Source organism: Pantoea sp. USHLN298 (assembly GCF_037149395.1).
GTDB lineage: Bacteria > Pseudomonadota > Gammaproteobacteria > Enterobacterales > Enterobacteriaceae > Pantoea > Pantoea astica.
On record NZ_JBBCRO010000003.1, the window covers coordinates 480,378 to 497,550 of the forward strand.

At 57.2% G+C, this 17,173-nt stretch carries 14 protein-coding genes; 6 read left to right on the forward strand and 8 right to left on the reverse strand.

The features are described from left to right. Positions 1-109: 109 nt before the first annotated feature. A complete protein-coding gene (locus WFK59_RS10155; RefSeq protein ID WP_336755716.1) occupies positions 110-718 on the reverse strand; it encodes a DsrE family protein in 609 nt (202 codons plus the stop codon). A 36-nt stretch (positions 719-754) separates the two neighbouring features. Further along, the gene (locus WFK59_RS10160; protein ID WP_336755717.1) at positions 755-1,360 is read right to left on the reverse strand and encodes a DsrE family protein; all 606 of its coding nucleotides are present in this window, start codon (positions 1,358-1,360) and stop codon (positions 755-757) included. A gap of 754 nt (positions 1,361-2,114) precedes the next feature. On the opposite strand from WFK59_RS10160, the gene WFK59_RS10165 reads away from it, so the two are divergent. Then, on the forward strand, positions 2,115-3,578 hold the full coding sequence (locus tag WFK59_RS10165; protein ID WP_233987410.1) for a beta-barrel assembly-enhancing protease: 1,464 nt from the start codon (positions 2,115-2,117) through the stop codon (positions 3,576-3,578). A 30-nt stretch (positions 3,579-3,608) separates the two neighbouring features. Continuing rightward, positions 3,609-3,956 carry an arsenate reductase (glutaredoxin) gene (arsC, locus tag WFK59_RS10170; protein ID WP_233987409.1) on the forward strand — a complete coding sequence of 116 codons (348 nt, stop codon included), beginning with the start codon at positions 3,609-3,611 and terminating at the stop codon, positions 3,954-3,956. Here arsC and hda read toward each other — a convergent pair. The 3 genes from hda to upp form a co-directional block, all read right to left on the reverse strand. After that, on the reverse strand, positions 3,953-4,654 hold the full coding sequence (hda, locus tag WFK59_RS10175; protein ID WP_180217190.1) for a DnaA inactivator Hda: 702 nt from the start codon (positions 4,652-4,654) through the stop codon (positions 3,953-3,955). The genes arsC and hda overlap by 4 nt on opposite strands. Before the next feature lie 106 nt (positions 4,655-4,760). Then, complete coding sequence (gene uraA, locus WFK59_RS10180) at positions 4,761-6,044, reverse strand: uracil permease (RefSeq protein WP_233988136.1); 1,284 nt, start codon at positions 6,042-6,044, stop codon at positions 4,761-4,763. A gap of 159 nt (positions 6,045-6,203) precedes the next feature. Beyond that, positions 6,204-6,830 carry a uracil phosphoribosyltransferase gene (gene upp, locus WFK59_RS10185; RefSeq protein ID WP_233987408.1) on the reverse strand — a complete coding sequence of 209 codons (627 nt, stop codon included), beginning with the start codon at positions 6,828-6,830 and terminating at the stop codon, positions 6,204-6,206. A 229-nt stretch (positions 6,831-7,059) separates the two neighbouring features. Between upp and purM the strand changes: the two genes are divergently transcribed. Beyond that, the gene (gene purM, locus WFK59_RS10190; protein ID WP_233987407.1) at positions 7,060-8,100 is read left to right on the forward strand and encodes a phosphoribosylformylglycinamidine cyclo-ligase; all 1,041 of its coding nucleotides are present in this window, start codon (positions 7,060-7,062) and stop codon (positions 8,098-8,100) included. Continuing rightward, entirely contained in the window at positions 8,097-8,735 is a 639-nt protein-coding gene (gene purN, locus WFK59_RS10195; protein ID WP_336755718.1) for a phosphoribosylglycinamide formyltransferase, read from the forward strand. The genes purM and purN overlap by 4 nt, the downstream gene beginning before the upstream one ends. Before the next feature lie 182 nt (positions 8,736-8,917). Here purN and pstB read toward each other — a convergent pair whose 3' ends face one another. The 3 genes from pstB to WFK59_RS10210 are packed head-to-tail and all read right to left on the reverse strand — an operon-like array spanning position 8,918 to position 13,416. Beyond that, positions 8,918-9,685 carry a phosphate ABC transporter ATP-binding protein PstB gene (gene pstB, locus WFK59_RS10200; RefSeq protein WP_233987405.1) on the reverse strand — a complete coding sequence of 256 codons (768 nt, stop codon included), beginning with the start codon at positions 9,683-9,685 and terminating at the stop codon, positions 8,918-8,920. A 12-nt stretch (positions 9,686-9,697) separates the two neighbouring features. Then, a complete protein-coding gene (gene pstA / locus WFK59_RS10205; RefSeq protein WP_336755719.1) occupies positions 9,698-11,332 on the reverse strand; it encodes a phosphate ABC transporter permease PstA in 1,635 nt (544 codons plus the stop codon). After that, positions 11,329-13,416, reverse strand: coding sequence for an ABC transporter permease subunit (locus WFK59_RS10210; protein ID WP_336755720.1), 2,088 nt, complete (start codon positions 13,414-13,416; stop codon positions 11,329-11,331). Before WFK59_RS10210 ends, pstA begins: the two co-directional genes overlap by 4 nt. A 150-nt stretch (positions 13,417-13,566) precedes the next feature. Here WFK59_RS10210 and ppk1 point away from each other — a divergent pair, with 150 nt between their 5' ends. Beyond that, complete coding sequence (ppk1, locus tag WFK59_RS10215; protein ID WP_233987402.1) at positions 13,567-15,627, forward strand: polyphosphate kinase 1; 2,061 nt, start codon at positions 13,567-13,569, stop codon at positions 15,625-15,627. Positions 15,628-15,632: 5 nt separating this feature from the next. Next, positions 15,633-17,156, forward strand: a complete 1,524-nt coding sequence (gene ppx / locus WFK59_RS10220) for an exopolyphosphatase (RefSeq protein WP_233987401.1) — start codon at positions 15,633-15,635, stop codon at positions 17,154-17,156. The last annotated feature ends 17 nt before the right edge of the window (positions 17,157-17,173 follow it).

Here is a 17,173-nt window from a genome sequence, read left to right on the forward strand (position 1 = left end):
TCGTCGATGAGATCGATCTCATTGAGGCGTAAGCTAACGGCGAGATATGACAGGCGCATCGCGGTGAGGTGACGGAAAGATGACAGCGGCGTTGCCGCCGCCGGAAGAATCAGAGCATCAGAAAAGCGTACCCTTCATTTTGCAACGTGGCGACGGTAGTGCCGCTGGAGATGGTGTGCGTTACTCTCGGATCGATCCATTCACGCTCAAGCTGATGGAATGCCACCGACTGATCGCAAATCGACACCTCAACACCGGCTTTTTTCAGTTCGTCGATCAGTTTAAGGTTCGGGTTGTCGACACCGTAGGCTTTATGAAACTGGGTATTATTTAAGGCAGCCGGCACCGCATCGCTGTTAATCGAAACGACAAATTTGAGCTGGTTGAGCGGCACGCCCGCAGCGTAATAGAGGTTGGTCACGCGAGCCACCCGTTCCAGACCGAGATTGGGCTGACGAATATCGCCTTCACTGCGGTTGATCTGGAAAACAATTTTATTACTCAGGCCTGGCGTGGTGCCTGGTTTAAATGCGGGCGTATCGACATAATGTATTTTTCCGTAGCCATCAATGGCGGGCGTACTCCAGAAATCAGCCGGCTGCGTTTTATTATCCGCCATTTTCCCGCTGACCTTATCGAACAATTCCGGCAACTGTAAAACATTACCCCCAATAAAACCCGCCACCGCGGCGACCACAATAAAGGCTGCTGGACGCATGACTTATTTCTCCTGAAGTTTCAGACAAGACGTTAATTACATTGCCAGCCACGCATAACCCTGATTTTGCAGGGTCGATACCGTGGTTGGGCTGGAAAGTGCATGCACCACCGATTTATCAATCCAGTTATTGGGATAATGGTGGAATGCCACCGACTGATCGCAGACCGACACTTTCACGCCGGTTTTATTCAGCTCATCAATCAGTTTCAGGTTCGGGTTATCGATGCCATAAAATTGTCTGAAATGGGCGTTATCCAGCATGGCTGGCGTCGCATCGCCGGTCACTGACACCACAAACTGAAGCTGGTCAGCCGGAATGCCGGAGGCGATATAGAGATTCACCACCCGCGCGACCCGCTCCAGGCCCAGATTGGGTGCGGTCATGGCACCATCGCTGCGGGTAATCTGGAAAACAATTTTATTGCTCAGCCCCGCCACCGGTTTAAAGGCCGCATCAGACTCATAATGAATTTTGCCGTAGCCCGCAATGGCTGGCGTACTCCAGAAACCCGCAGGCTCCTGCGGCTCAGTTGAAAAATGACTCGCCACTTTGTCATAGATTTTGCTGCTTTGTGTCACAGCCGCGCCAACCGCACCGCCGATAATGGCGATTAACACGTACGAAACCGCTGAGCGCATAACACTCCTCTCCGCTAATTAATGCGTTATCGATCCTGATTCTGAATCGCGGCCTTATCTATATCACAGCGCATGAGTATTCAGCGCCTGCGTAAATTCAGGTCAGCACGCTTTACGCGATCGGAGAAATAATGCACGGACGCAATCAATAGAAAGGTTTCATCGCGTTTAAACGAAAAGACAGTATTTATCGGCCCTTAATAAACGCGAATACGTATGCAGCATCGGCAGACAACGCATAATTTAAGTCCACACCGCAGTGGAAAGAAAGGTTGGCTTTCACCTTGAACGATTTAATTTCTCAATCGAAGATCTGAGCAAAAAGTGACGAAACACCTTTTTTTTTCGGAGTATACCTGGAAAAATTCATGCCACATTCAATTTTTTTGAGTGTGTTTACATAACTTTAAACTAATGAAGTGAACAGGCAGATATTGCCTTCAGCATAATCTGCTTTATTTTTCGCTGCTGCATCGGGAAATCGGTAATAAGCGGAAACAGAGCCGCCAGTTATCGCCAGCACAGGCGGGACGCCTTTTTTCGTTTAGCTCTGGTTTAGGTTTCAGAGACATTCAATTTTTTTCGTCAGAAAAGGCGATCTTGCACAAATCACTCACCATTCTGCGCAGATAACCCCATTTCTTTCTTATCATGCTCTGGTTAAGATGGTTGCGAATCGCTGTTAGCTACGAAAAAACGGAATGTTACCGCTGCGCACCTGTCCCGTCTCAGGGCCTCTTTACAGGATTAAGGCATGTTGAACCGGTTAAAGAAAACGCTGATCGCCGCACTGCTCCCGGCGCTGATAGTAACCAGTCTGGCACCGGCTTATGCCGACGTCAGCGATTCACTGCCCGACATGGGGACCACGGCGGGCTCGACCCTGTCGATTAATCAGGAATTACAGATGGGCGACTTCTACGTTCGCCAGCTGCGCGCCAGTGCGCCCCTGATCAACGACCCGTTACTGAATCAGTACATTAATCAGCTCGGACAGCGGCTGGTGTCACACGCCGATTCGGTTAAGACGCCGTTCCACTTCTTCCTGATCCAGAATGACGAACTCAACGCCTTTGCCTTCTTTGGCGGTAATGTGGTGCTGCACTCGGCACTGTTCCGGTTCACCGACAATGAGAGCCAGCTGGCCTCGGTGATGGCGCATGAGATTTCGCACGTCACCCAGCGCCATCTGGCGCGCGCGATGGAAGATCAAAAACGTAATGCGCCGCTGACCTGGGTTGGCGCGCTCGGTTCCATTCTGCTGGCGATGGCCAATCCCCAGGCCGGTATGGCGGCGCTGACCGGGACGCTGGCGGGTACCCAGCAGGGCATTATCAGCTTCACCCAGGGCAACGAGCAGGAAGCGGATCGCATCGGGATTCAGGTACTGCAGCGCGCCGGTTTTGATCCTCAGGCGATGCCCAATTTCTTACAGAAGCTGGCCGACCAGAGCCGCTTCTCCTCTAAGCCGCCCGAGATCCTGCTGACGCACCCGTTGCCCGACAGCCGCCTGGCTGATGCCCGTAACCGCGCCAATCAGATGCGGCCGGTGGTGGTCCAGTCCACGCAGGATTTCTATCTGGCGAAGGTGCGTGCGCTGGGGATGTATTCAACCGGCCGCAATCAGCTGACCGATGAACTGCTGAGCCAGTACGCCAGCGGCAACGCTCGCGAACAGCTGGCGTCGCAATATGGCAAGGCCGTGCAGTTTTTACAGGCAAAAAGCTATGCCGATGCGAAGCGCATCATCACCCCGCTGCTGGCGAAGCAGCCGGATAACGTCTGGTTCCTTGATATCATGTCCGATATTGATATCGGGCTGAATCAGCCGCAGCAGGCGATCGCTATGCTGACCGCGGCCACCGGCGCGAAGAACAGTCCGGTGGTGCAGCTCAACCTGGCCAACGCCTACGTCGAAGCGAAACAGCCCGCCAATGCCAGCCGCATTCTGAACCGCTACACCTGGAGCAATAAAGATGATCCTAACGGCTGGGATTTACTGGCACAGGCTTCAGCGCAGCAGGGTCTGAACGATGAAGAGCTGTCGGCACGCGCTGAAAGCCTGGCGCTAAATGGCCGGCTGGATCAGGCGATCACCACGCTCAGCAGCGCCAGTGCCCAGGTGCCGCTCGGCAGCCTGAAACAGGCGCGATACGATGCCCGTATTGATCAGCTGCGTCAGTTGCAACAGCGCTTTAAGCAGTATCAGAAAGGTTAAATGACCAGAGATCACAGGAGATCGCCGGAGATGGTGACGATTTATCACAATCCGCGCTGCAGCAAGAGCCGCGAAACGCTGGCGCTGTTACAGGAGCGCGGCATTGAGCCGGAGGTGGTGCTCTATCTGCAGACGCCACCGGCGAGCGACACGCTGCACATTCTGCTGCAGAAGCTGGGGATGCAGAGCGCACGCCAGCTGATGCGAACTAAAGAGCCGCTTTATCAGACGTTAGGGCTGGCGGATCAGAGCCAAAGCGAGACGGCGCTGATCGCCGCGCTGGTCAGCCATCCCATTTTAATTGAACGACCCATCGTGATTAATGGCGATCGGGCGCGCATTGGCCGCCCGCCGGAAGCGGTGCTCGACATTCTCTAAAGGCCGAGCGTCTCTTTGACAAAAGGAATGGTGAGTTTGCGCTGGGCGCTGATCGAAGCACGATCGAGCCGATCCAGCGTATCAAACAGCGTGCGCATTTCGCGATCGAGCCGTTTCAACAGGAAGCGGCCGACATCTTCCGGCAGCTCAAAACCGCGTAATCCGGCGCGCAACTGCAGCGCCTGCAGTTTATCTTCGTCGGAAAGCGGCTGCAGGCGATAAATCTGCCCCCAGTCGAGACGCGAAGCCAGATCGGGCAACTGCAGGTTAAGCTGACGCGGCGGACGATCGCCGGTAATAAACAGGCGGGTATTGCCGGTTTCCAGAATGCGGTTGTAGAGATCAAAGATCGCCATCTCCCACTCCGGCTCGCCGGCGATGCACTCGATATTATCGATGCAGACCAGTGACAGTTGCTCCATCCCTTCCAGCACTTCCGGCACGAACCAGGTACGCTTATCCAGCGGCACATAGCCGACCGCCGCACCGCGTGCAGACATTTCAGCGCAAGCCGCATGCAGCAAATGGCTCCGGCCACCGCCTTCACGCGACCAGAAGTAGAGATAGCTGCCATGTTGTTGGTTGAGAGCACCTTTCAGCGCGGCAATCAGCGACGGGTTTTCCCCCGGCCAGAAGCTGGCGAAGGTTTCGTCGTCAGGCAAATAGAGTGGCAATGACAATTGTGCCGGCGTGTTCAGAAGCACCTCAGCAAGAGAACAAGCAAAAAACCGGGGAAGTCTACCACAGTTTTCAGAAAGAGATGAATGGAGCGTCCCTGCCCCGATCTGATGCGCGTGCCGACGATCAGGAATCCTGACGATCTTCCGCTTCCAGCACTACTTCTTCCGGGCGCAGCAGTGAAATCACACGGAAGATCAGCGCCAGTCCCACGCCAACCAGCGTGGCCAGCGCCATGCCTTTCAGCTCCGCCGCACCGATATGTACCTTCGCGCCGCTGACGCCGATGATCAGGATCACCGAGGTCAGGATCAGGTTCTGCGCTTTGTTGTAATCCACTTTGGATTCGATCAGTACCCGGATACCGGACGCGCCAATCACCCCATAGAGCAGCAGCGAGACGCCGCCCATCACCGGCACCGGGATCGCCTGAATCGCCGCCGCCAGTTTACCGACGCACGACAGCAGAATGGCGAGGATCGCCGCGCCGCCAATCACCCAGGTACTGTAGACGCGGGTAATCGCCATCACGCCGATGTTCTCACCGTAGGTGGTATTAGGGGTTGAGCCAAAGAAGCCAGAGATCACCGTCGATAAGCCATTGGCGAACATCGAACGATGCAGGCCGGGATCGCGGATCAGATCTTTCTTCACAATGTTGGCCGTCACCACCAGATGCCCGATGTGTTCGGCAATCACCACCAGCGCCGCCGGCAGAATGGTGAGCATCGCTACCCACTCAAAGCGCGGCGTATAGAAGGTCGGCAGCGCGAACCACGGCGCGTTCTCGACTCCACGCCAGTCAACGATGCCCATAAACCAGGAGAGCACATAGCCGACCAGCACCCCGATCAGAATCGGGATAATCGCCAGGAAGCCACGAAACAGCACCGATCCGAACACCGTCACCGCCAGCGTAACCAGCGAGATGATCACCGTGGTGCTGTCGGGCGCGCTGCCCTCAGCCGGCAGCAGGCCTGCCATGTTGGCCGCGACGCCCGCCAGTTCCAGACCGATCACCGCAACAATCGCGCCCATCGCCGCCGGCGGGAACATCACATCCAGCCAGCCGGTACCGGCCCGCTTCACAATCAGCGCCACGATACAGAACAGCACGCCGCACAGAATAAATCCGCCCAGCGCCACCTCATAGCCCAGCGGCAACAGCAGCAACACCGGCGAGATAAACGCAAAGCTCGAACCGAGATAGGCGGGGATTTTGCCCTTACAGATAAACAGATAGATCAGCGTGCCGACGCCGTTGAATAACAGCACGGTAGCCGGGTTGATATGAAACAGAATCGGCACCAGCACCGTGGCGCCAAACATGGCGAACAGGTGTTGCAGGCTGAGTGGAATGGTTTGCAGTAACGGCGGTCGTTCACTGACGCCAATGGCGCGACGAGTCATCATTTATCCCCTTATGTTATGCATCCCCTTCCTCGCTGCAGCCGCGACGAGTCACATCCACGCACAAGGCGTGAACCTGTCGCCAGCGGCAGAGGCTATCGGATTGGGGATGATGCTTTTTTGCCAAAAAAAAGCCGACTCTCCGGCCGGCTATGCGATTTATTTGGTTCCGAAAATCTTATCCCCGGCGTCACCCAGCCCGGGAATGATGTAACCTTTTTCGTTCAGTCCCTGATCGACTGACGCGGTATAGAGTTCGACGTCAGGATGCGCTTTTTCCAGCGCCGCAATCCCTTCTGGCGCCGCCACCAGCACCAGCACTTTAATGCTGCTGCAACCGGCTTTTTTCAGCAGATCGATAGTGGCGATCATCGAGCCACCGGTCGCCAGCATCGGATCGACCACCAGCGCCAGACGCTCTTCAATATTCGAGACCAGCTTCTGGAAATAAGGGACCGGCTCCAGGGTTTCTTCATCGCGGTAAACGCCCACCACGCTGATGCGGGCGCTGGGAACATGTTCCAGCACGCCTTCCATCATGCCGAGACCGGCACGCAGAATCGGGACCACCGTAATTTTTTTACCTTTGATTTGATCGATCTGCACCGGGCCATTCCAGCCCTCAATGGTCACTTTTTCGGTTTCCAGGTCGGCGGTGGCTTCGTAGGTCAGCAGGCTGCCCACTTCTGATGCCAGCTCGCGGAAACGCTTGGTACTGATATCATGCTCACGCATCAAGCCCAGTTTATGTTTGACCAGCGGGTGTCTGACTTCCACGATCTTCATTGGTGTTCTCCCGGAGTGAGTTGAGCTAAAAAAAAATCGCGGGATTATACCGCCTTTTCGCCTCTGCGCCACTTATCCTTGCGCAAAGCGGCAGCTTTTACCGGGACAAAATAAGGATTGATGAAAATCACCCGGTGCGCAATCCCGGACTCGCAAACGTTTGCCTGCGCTGGTAGAATTGCCGCGCTTTATTTAAACCACCAACCGCAACTCGCGTGGGGACCTCGCAGTGACCGACAAGACCTCTCTCAGCTACAAAGACGCCGGTGTTGATATTGATGCTGGTAACGCCCTGGTTGACCGTATTAAAGGCGTAGTGAAAAAGACGCGTCGCCCGGAAGTGATGGGTGGACTGGGCGGCTTCGGTGCGCTTTGCGCGCTGCCGCAAAAATACCGTGAACCGGTGCTGGTCTCCGGCACCGATGGCGTCGGCACCAAGCTGCGTCTGGCGATGGACCTCAAGCGCCACGATGCGATTGGCATCGATCTGGTCGCCATGTGCGTCAACGATCTGGTGGTTCAGGGTGCCGAGCCGCTGTTCTTCCTCGACTACTACGCCACCGGCAAACTGGATGTTGATACCGCCTCCGCGGTCATCACCGGCATCGCCGAAGGCTGCCTGCAGTCAGGTTGTGCGCTGGTTGGCGGCGAAACCGCTGAAATGCCGGGCATGTACCACGGTGAAGATTACGACGTGGCCGGTTTCTGTGTCGGCGTGGTTGAAAAGTCTGAAATCATCGACGGCAGTAAAGTGCAGGATGGTGACGTGCTGATCGCGCTGGGCTCAAGCGGTCCGCACTCCAACGGCTATTCGCTGGTGCGCAAGATTCTGGAGGTCAGCAATACCGATCCGCTGACTGAACAGCTGGAAGGCAAACCGCTGGCCGATCATCTGCTGGAACCGACCCGCATCTATGTGAAAAATATTCTCAGCCTGATTGAGCAGGTCGATGTGCATGCCATTGCGCACCTGACCGGCGGCGGCTTCTGGGAAAACATTCCACGCGTGCTGCCCGACAACACCCAGGCGGTGATTGACGAGACGAGCTGGCAGTGGCCAGCGGTGTTCAGCTGGATGCAGCAGGCGGGCAACGTCAGCCGCTTTGAGATGTACCGCACCTTTAACTGCGGCGTCGGAATGATCATTGCCCTGAGCCCGGCTGATGCAGATAAAGCGGTCGCGCTGATGCAGGCGGCCGGCGAGAAAGCCTGGAAGCTGGGCGTGATCAAAGCCTCGGATGCTGAAGAGCGTGTGGTTATCAACGGATGAAAAAGCTGGTTGTCCTGATTTCCGGTAACGGAAGCAACCTTCAGTCCATCCTTGACGCCTGCGCCAGCGGGCGGATTGACGGCAGCGTTGCTGCCGTTATCAGCAACCGCGCCGCCGCCTATGGTCTGACCCGGGCGCAGGAGGCAGGTATTCCCGCGAAAGCGCTGGCGGCCAGCGACTTTGCTGACCGCGACGCTTTTGACCGGCAGCTGATCGCTGAAATCGAGGCGTTTTCGCCGGATCTGGTGGTGCTGGCGGGCTACATGCGCATTCTCAGTCGCGCCTTTGTCGCCCATTTCCACGACCGTCTGCTGAATATTCATCCTTCCCTGCTGCCGAAATATCCGGGCCTGCATACCCATCGTCAGGCGCTGGAGAATGGCGACAGCGAACATGGAACCTCGGTGCACTTCGTCACCGATGAGCTGGATGGCGGCCCGGTGATTTTGCAGGCCAAAGTACCGGTGTTCCCTGACGACAGCGAAGCGGAGATAACTGAGCGGGTGCAGCATCAGGAACATGCGATCTATCCGCTGGTGATTAGCTGGTTTATCGACGGACGACTCAAAATGCGTGATGGCAAAGCCTGGCTGGATGGGGAACCCCTGCCGCCGCAAGGCTACGCCCACGAGTGACCTGGAAGGAGAAGCCCGGGCTTCTCCTGAAAGAGTCGTGGAGTAAAGGCTCAGGGAACCTACGCCCTCCGTAAAGACGCAAAAAACGCCATCCCTCACCGCGCGGCGTTACTACGGGCATAGGCTCCCATCGCTTTGCGTTTATGAGCCGTCTGCCAAAAGCCTCGCCCTTCTCCCTCTTCTTAGCCGTAGCGACCGGTGATGTAATCTTCGGTGCGCCGCTGTTTCGGGGCGGTAAAGATCCGATCGGTATCATCAAACTCCACTAACGCGCCCTGATGCATAAACGCGGTGTAATCCGAGACGCGTGATGCCTGCTGCATATTGTGGGTCACCAGTACCAGGGTAAAGTGCTGCTTCAGCGTGGTCATCAGCTCTTCAATCACCAGCGTGGAGATCGGGTCCAGCGCCGAGGTCGGCTCGTCCAGCAGCAAAACTTCGGGTTCGATGGCAATCGCCCGGGCAATCACCAGCCGCTGCTGCTGTCCGGTCGACAGGGTCAGCGCATTCTGCCCCAGCTGGTCCTTCACCTCACTCCATAACGCGGCCGCCCGCAGCGCACGTTCACAGGCTTCGTTCAGCACCCGCCGATCGCGCACGCCCTGCAACCGCAGGCCATATACCACGTTTTCATAGATCGACTTGGGAAACGGATTGGGCCGCTGAAACACCATGCCAACCCGCCGACGCAGTGCAGAAAGATCCTGATCCGGCCGCATGATCGGCAACCCACCCAGCAGCACTTCACCCTCGACCCGGCAGTGATCGATCACATCGTTCATCCGATTGAAGCAGCGCAGCAGGGTCGATTTGCCGCAGCCCGATGGCCCGATCAGCGCGGTAATGCGGTTCTTCGGCACCTGCAGGGAAATATCCTGCAGCGCCTGGCGCTCGCCGTACCACAGCGAGAGATGATTCACGGTGAGCGCAATGTCAGTGTCGGGCGTCATAGTCATAGCCTGTTATTGAGTCATAAGGCGATAGCGTTCACGCAGACGGTGACGCAGGCTCATCGCCAGCAAATTGAGCGACAGAATAATCAGCACCAGTAGCAGCGCAGTGGCGAACACCAGCGGCCGGTCAGCTTCAATATTCGGGCTCTGAAACGCCAGATCGTAAATCTGGAAGCCAAGATGCATAAATTTGCGGTCCAGATGCAGATAGGGGAACACCGCGTCGATCGGTAATTCCGGCACCATCTTCACCACCCCGACCAGCATCAGCGGCGCGGTTTCGCCCGCCGCTCGTGCCACCGCAAGGATCAATCCGGTCAGCATGGCCGGGACCGCCAGCGGCAGCACCACATGCCATAAGGTTTCCGCCTGAGTGGCACCCAGCGCCAGCGATCCCTGACGCAGCGTGTTGGGAATGCGCGAGAGTCCCTCTTCCGTCGCCACGATCACCACCGGCAGCGTCAGTAGCGCCAGAGTTAACGCCGCCCACAGCAGGCCCGGCGTACCAAAGGTCGGATTAGGCAGCGCGCTGGCGAAGAACAGCTGATCGATCGTGCCGCCGACCAGCCAGACAAAAAAGCCCAGGCCAAAGACGCCATAGACAATCGACGGCACCCCGGCCAGATTGACCACCGCAATCCGCACCAGCCGCGTCAGGGCATTGCGTCCGGCATATTCATGCAGCCAGATTGCAGCGATCACCCCCAGCGGCATCACCACAATCGACATCAGCAACACCATCAGCACGGTGCCAAAAATCGCCGGAAAAGCCCCCGATTCGCTTTCACCATCTGCCGGTGAGTCGCTGACGAAACGCCACAGCTGATGCAGGAAATGCACCGTTTTTTCGCCTGCCGTCATTGCGTTGGGTTTCCAGCTATCAACAATTTCCGTTAACGGAATGGCGTGATCGATGCCGTGCACATCCCGCAGGATCAGCACGTCGCGCAGGCTCTGCTGTTGCAGGCTGGCCAGCGTCTCACTGAGTTGATCGAAGCGGCGCTGCAATGCCGCCTGATTCGCCTGGTATTCCGACTCGGTCTGAAGGTCAAAATGCCCGGCGGCGCGTTGTTTTGCGGCCTGCTCGTCGAGTTGCTCGCGCTGGCTGTTAACGCGTGCCATCTCAACCCGTCGAATCTGGTTGGCCTGCCGCAGCAGCAGTTGCACCTGCGCCAGCCGCTGATGCAGCAGCGCGTCGGGGTCCTGAGCGGTTAAGACGTCATTATCCTCACGCAGGCCAACAAACCAGCCGTAAGCCTGGCCGTGACTGCGGCGCTGTAGCACCATGATTGCTTTTGGCTGGCTGACGCTGGCTGCTTGCCGGCTATAGACCACGCGGAAATCGGGCGCATCCCAGTCGCGATTGCCGGTTTTAATCAGATAACGATGCACCTGTCCGCCGCTGTTGCCCTGCTCATCCGCCGGAGCCGGAAAGCGTGGCTGATGCTCAAGCGTTTCACCCAGCAGCCGCACCTCGCGCCCATCGGGCTGGCTGAAACTGTAGAGATCAACCCGCTGCGGCCAGAAGGCCCGGACGCCCTGCCAGGCCAGCAGCCCAATCAGCAGCGTAAAGGCCAGCAGGCAGACCGCCACCGCACCGGCGGTTAGCCAGCGCCAGCGATCGTTCTGTCGCATCACCTTCATACCTGCTCCTCTTGCTGACTGTAGCGCTGGCGCAGCCGCTGACGGATCAGCTCTGCTACGGTATTGATCACCAGCGTGAACAGCAGCAGCATCAGGGCGCTGAGAAACAGAATGCGATAATGCGCGCTGCCGGCGGCCGCTTCCGGCATTTCAATGGCGATATTGGCCGACAGGGCGCGCAGCCCGCTGAACAATCCGCCTTCAGTTTGCGGCGTGTTGCCGGTGGCCATCAGCAGAATCATGGTTTCTCCCACTGCACGCCCCAGGCCGATCATCAGGGCAGCGAAGATCCCGGCGGAGGCGCCAGGCAGCACCACGCGGGTCAGGGTTTGCCAGGGTGTTGCCCCCAGCGCCAGCGATCCCTGCCCCAGCGCCGCGGGCACGCTGAACAGCGCATCTTCAGAGAGCGTAAAAATCAGCGGCACCAGCGCAAAGCCCATCGCCAGCGCCGCCACCAGCAGGTTGCGCTGTTCGTAATGCGGCAGCCAGTCGCCCGCGTCGGGAATAAACAGCGTCGGCAGCCACAGCGTCAGTAAGGTGACCAGCAGCAACAGCGGCAGCAGAATCAGCACTTCGCGGCCCGGCTGTCGCCAGCGCGGTGGCAAACGTGCGCTGAGCACACCGCACAGCAACAAACTGCCCGCCAGCGTCAGCGGCAGTAACAGCACACCAACCAGCGCCTGACTGATGTGCGGGGCCAGCCAGACACCGGCAATCAGGCCCACCACCACACTCGGCAGCGCGCCCATCATTTCGATAGCCGGTTTAACCCAGCGGCGCAGGCCCGGCGCCATAAAGAATGCGGTATACATGGCTGCCGCCAGCGCCAGCGGCGTCGCAAACAGCAGCGCTAAACTGGCGGCTTTCAGCGTACCCACCACCATCGGTACCAGGCTGAACTTGCCCTGATAGCTGTCGCCTGCCGCCGTCGATTGCCAGATATAGTCCGGTTTCGGGTAGTTTTCGTACCAGATTTTCTGCCAGAAGTTACGCCAGGTGACATCCGGCCACGGGTTATCCAGCCGCAGGGTTTGCCAGCTGCCCGACCGTTCAATCAACAGCGTGTCGCCACGCGGCGAAAACTGCGCGTCGAGAATGCCTGGCGCCAGCTGGCGTTGCAGAACAGGCCCATCCTGCTTGCTGGCGAACAGCCGCAGCAGGCCGCTTTCACTCAGAGTGGCAAATACCCGACGCTGCGATTCGGTGATGACAATCGCCGGTCCGTCACTGTGGCTAAAGGTACGGATGCGTTGCAGCCGCGGACCCTGCGGGCTGGCGATGGCAAACCACTGGGTAATGCCATTCTGATCCTGAATCAGCAGGCTTTTTCCGCCCACCAGCAGATGCAGGCTTTGCGGACGCTGCGGCAGCGTCTGGGTTTCACGCAACAGCGCCTGATCATCATTGAGTTGCCAGACGCGCAGCACGTTGCCTTCGGTGGTATAGAGCAGATCGCCCGCCGGGGAAAGGGCCAGCAGATCCAGGTGCTGTTGCGGCAGGTCAATGGTGGCGGCCTGCTGATCGGTGCCGAGCGTCAGCACCGTCAGTCCGGCATCGGTCAGCGCGGCGATACGCCACTGACCCGCATGGCGGGTCGCCAGCGCCATTTTTGTCACCGCGCCCTGTGGCAGATGAAACGGTTTATCGCCCAGCGGAAAACGCCACTGCTGTTGCGCCGTCGGCTGCATCAGCATCAGCGCGCCCTGCAGATTAAGCAGCAGCGTCTGACCGTCAGCGCTGCGCACCACCTGTTGCGGTGCCGGCGATAAGGCCAGCGCCGGTTCTGCCGGCTGGCCATTCAGCGGAATAAACCGTGCTGCCCCGCGTTCACTGATGCGCCAGCCGGTGCTGCCATCATTGCCGAGCGCTAACGCCGGTGCGCGATCCCATAACTGCTGCTGACTGGCGATGTGAAGCTGTGGTGCGCTAAACAGCGGTAACACCACGCCAATCAGCCAGCAAAACAGCAATAGCATCAGCAGCAGAATCGCAACGCCACAGGACGTGACCAGTCGCCGCGTCAGACGGTCAACGGCACGACGCTTTCGGTCGCTAAACTGGACGGGGATGTGGTTTACGCTCATGCGGTTCCGGTAGCAGGCTAAAACAAGCCGCTATGTTGCCCGTAGCCGGTTGATAAGACAACTATTGACGTTGGACAACGCTGCCATACTCTCGCCATAATGATCGTGGACACTGGATCTTCAGTCCTGCAACCGCTATATGGAGTGAGAATGGGTCAGGTAAAGCTTTATATTGAAAAAGAATTAAGCTGGTTATCCTTTAATGAACGGGTTTTGCAGGAAGCGGCGGACAAAAGTAATCCGCTGATTGAGCGGATGCGTTTTCTCGGCATTTACTCCAATAACCTTGATGAGTTCTATAAGGTGCGTTTCGCCGACCTGAAACGCCGCATTCTGATCGGTGAAGAGCAGGGTTCCGCCAGTACGCCACGCCATCTGTTTAAGAAGATCCAGCAGCGGGTTCTCAAGTCTGACCAGGAGTTTGACGCGCTGTATAACGATCTGCTGCTGGAGATGGCGCGTAATCAGATCTTCCTGATTAACGAACGTCAGCTGTCGCCGAATCAGCAGGCCTGGCTGCGCCACTATTTCAAGCATGAACTGCGTCAGCACATCTCGCCGATTCTGATCACCCATGAAACGGACCTGACCGAATTTCTGAAAGACGATTACACCTATCTGGCGGTGGAAATTATTCGCGGCGATAACATTCGTTATGCGCTGCTGGAGATCCCGTCTGATAAAGTGCCGCGCTTCATTAATCTGCCGGCTGAGCCACCGCGCCGCCGTAAGCCGATGATCCTGCTGGATAACATTCTACGTTACTGCCTGGACGACATTTTTAAAGGCTTCTACGACTACGACGCGCTCAACGCCTACTCAATGAAAATGACGCGTGACGCCGAGTACGATCTGGTGACGGAGATGGAATCAAGCCTGCTGGAGCTGATGTCCTCCAGCCTGAAGCAGCGCCTGACCGCTGAGCCGGTGCGCTTCGTCTATCAGCGTGATATGCCGGATTCGATGGTTGAGTTGCTGTGTCATAAGCTCTCCATTTCCAACTTCGACTCGATATTGCCCGGCGGTCGCTATCACAACTTTAAAGACTTCATCGGCTTCCCGAACGTCGGCAAAAACAACCTGGTGAACCGGCCGCTGCCGCAGATTCGCCATATCGGCTTCGACGGCTTCCGCAACGGCTTTGATGCGATTCGCGATCGCGACGTGCTGCTCTACTATCCTTACCATACCTTTGAACATGTGCTGGAGCTGCTGCGTCAGGCGTCGTTTGACCCCAGCGTGCTGGCGATCAAGATCAATATCTATCGCGTCGCCAAACACTCACGCATCATGGATGCGATGATTCATGCCGCCTATAACGGCAAAAAAGTCACGGTGGTGGTCGAGCTGCAGGCGCGCTTTGATGAAGAGGCGAACATCTACTGGGCTAAACGCCTGACCGAAGCGGGCGTCCACGTCATTTTTTCTGCGCCCGGGCTGAAGATCCACGCCAAACTGTTCCTGATCTCCCGTCGTGAGGGAGAAGAGATTGTGCGTTACGCGCATATCGGTACCGGTAACTTCAATGAGAAAACCGCCCGTCTCTATACCGATTACTCGTTACTGACTGCCGATGCGCGTATCACCAACGAAGTGCGTCGGGTGTTTAACTTTATTGAGAACCCTTACCGCCCGGTCACCTTCGATCATCTGATGGTGTCGCCGCAAAACTCGCGCCGGATGCTGTATGAGTTGATCGATACCGAAATTGCCAATGCGCAGCAGAAAAAGCCGTCCGGCATTACTCTGAAAATTAACAATCTGGTGGACAAAGGACTGGTTGACCGGCTTTATACAGCCTCCAGCGTGGGGGTTAAGGTCAATCTTCTGGTACGCGGCATGTGCTCATTGATCCCCGACTTGCCTGGGATCAGTGAAAATATTCGTGTCATCAGTATCGTTGACCGTTATCTGGAACACGATCGCGTCTATATTTTTGACAATGGCGGCGATAAAAAGGTGTTCCTCTCCTCGGCTGACTGGATGACGCGTAACATTGATTACCGCATCGAAGTGGCGGTGGCGATTCTCGATCCACGCATTAAGCAGCGCATACTCGACATTATTGCTATTCAGTTAAGTGATACGGTAAAAGCCCGCATCGTCGATAAAGAGTTGAGTAACCATTACGTCCAGCGCGGCAATCGTCGCAAAGTGCGATCGCAGCTGGCCATTTATGATTACATCAAGAACCTGGAACAACCTGAATAAATCCTATGCCAATTTCCCATAAAAGTACGCCAAAACCCCAGGAGTTTGCGGCGATCGACCTCGGATCGAACAGCTTCCACATGGTCATCGCCCGGGTGGTGGATGGCGCGATGCAGGTATTAGGTCGCCTTAAACAGCGCGTCCATCTGGCTGACGGGCTGGATGCCAACAATCGCCTGAGCGAAGAGGCGATGGAGCGGGGATTAACCTGCCTGGCGCTGTTCGCGGAGCGCCTGCAGGGATTCAGCCCCAGCAACGTCACCATTGTCGGCACCCATACGCTGCGTCAGGCGGTTAACGCCGAGACCTTTTTGCAGCGTGCCGCCGAGGTGATCCCCTACCCGATTGAGGTGATTTCGGGCCATGAAGAGGCGCGTCTGATCTTTATGGGCGTGGAACATACTCAGCCGGAGAAAGGCCGCAAGCTGGTGATCGACATCGGCGGCGGTTCAACCGAACTGGTGATTGGCGAGGATTTTGAGCCGCAGCTGGTGGAAAGCCGCCGCATGGGTTGCGTCAGTTTCGCCCAGCTCTATTTCCCTAACGGCGAAATCAGCCGCGAAAATTTCCGTCGTGCCCGCTTAGCGGCAGCGCAAAAACTGGAGACGCTGGCGTGGCAGTACCGCCTGCACGGCTGGCAATATGCGCTGGGAGCCTCCGGTACCATCAAGGCCGCCTGCGAAGTGCTGCAGGCGATGGATGAGAAAGAGAAGCTGATTACCCCTGAGCGTCTCGACAAACTGTATGACGAAGTGATCAAACATAAGTCGTTTGCCGCGCTGAGTCTGCCCGGCCTGTCGGAAGAGCGCAAAGGGGTATTTGTACCGGGTCTGGCGATTCTGTGTGGGGTGTTCGACGCCCTGGCGATTCGCGAGCTGCGCCTCTCTGATGGCGCGCTGCGTGAAGGCGTGCTGTATGAAATGGAAGGCCGTTTCCGGCATCAGGATATCCGCAGCCGCACCGCGCAGAGTCTGGCGAATCATTACGCCATCGACAGCGATCAGGCGCGTCGCGTGCTCGACACCACCGAACAGCTCTATCTGCAATGGCGCGATCAGAATCCGAAACTGGCGAACCCGCAGCTGGCGGCGCTGCTGAAGTGGGCGGCGATGCTGCATGAAGTCGGGCTGACCATTAACCATAGCGGCCTGCAGCGCCACTCCGCCTATATCCTGCAAAACACCAATATGCCGGGCTTTAACCAGGATCAGCAAATGCTGCTGGCGGCACTGGTAAGATTCCACCGTAAAGCGGTGAAGATCGATGAGCTGCCACGGGTGACGCTGTTTAAGAAAAAGCAGTTCGTGCCGCTGATCTTCCTGTTGCGTCTGGGTACCCTGCTGAACAATCAGCGCCAGGCTACCACCAGGCCAGATACGCTGGTCCTGAAATGCGATGACGGCCACTGGACGCTGATATTCCCGACGGGTTACTTCAGCCAGAACACGCTGGTCCAGCTCGATCTTGAGCGCGAACAGGGGTACTGGAATGATGTTACCGGATGGAAACTGATTCTCGAAGAAGCCTGATAACGTGGGCGTCTGGC

Bases quoted from the DNA above. Each gene is read 5' to 3' on its own strand.
- arsC (WP_233987409.1), top strand. From the start codon at position 3,609: ATGGTGACGATTTATCACAATCCGCGCTGCAGCAAGAGCCGCGAAACG.
- WFK59_RS10210 (WP_336755720.1), bottom strand. From the start codon at position 13,416: ATGAGCGTAAACCACATCCCCGTCCAGTTTAGCGACCGAAAGCGTCGT.
- upp (WP_233987408.1), bottom strand. From the start codon at position 6,830: ATGAAGATCGTGGAAGTCAGACACCCGCTGGTCAAACATAAACTGGGC.
- ppk1 (WP_233987402.1), top strand. From the start codon at position 13,567: ATGGGTCAGGTAAAGCTTTATATTGAAAAAGAATTAAGCTGGTTATCC.
- purN (WP_336755718.1), top strand. From the start codon at position 8,097: ATGAAAAAGCTGGTTGTCCTGATTTCCGGTAACGGAAGCAACCTTCAG.
- ppx (WP_233987401.1), top strand. From the start codon at position 15,633: ATGCCAATTTCCCATAAAAGTACGCCAAAACCCCAGGAGTTTGCGGCG.
- WFK59_RS10160 (WP_336755717.1), bottom strand. From the start codon at position 1,360: ATGCGCTCAGCGGTTTCGTACGTGTTAATCGCCATTATCGGCGGTGCG.
- WFK59_RS10155 (WP_336755716.1), bottom strand. From the start codon at position 718: ATGCGTCCAGCAGCCTTTATTGTGGTCGCCGCGGTGGCGGGTTTTATT.
- pstA (WP_336755719.1), bottom strand. From the start codon at position 11,332: ATGAAGGTGATGCGACAGAACGATCGCTGGCGCTGGCTAACCGCCGGT.
- uraA (WP_233988136.1), bottom strand. From the start codon at position 6,044: ATGACTCGTCGCGCCATTGGCGTCAGTGAACGACCGCCGTTACTGCAA.
- pstB (WP_233987405.1), bottom strand. From the start codon at position 9,685: ATGACGCCCGACACTGACATTGCGCTCACCGTGAATCATCTCTCGCTG.
- WFK59_RS10165 (WP_233987410.1), top strand. From the start codon at position 2,115: ATGTTGAACCGGTTAAAGAAAACGCTGATCGCCGCACTGCTCCCGGCG.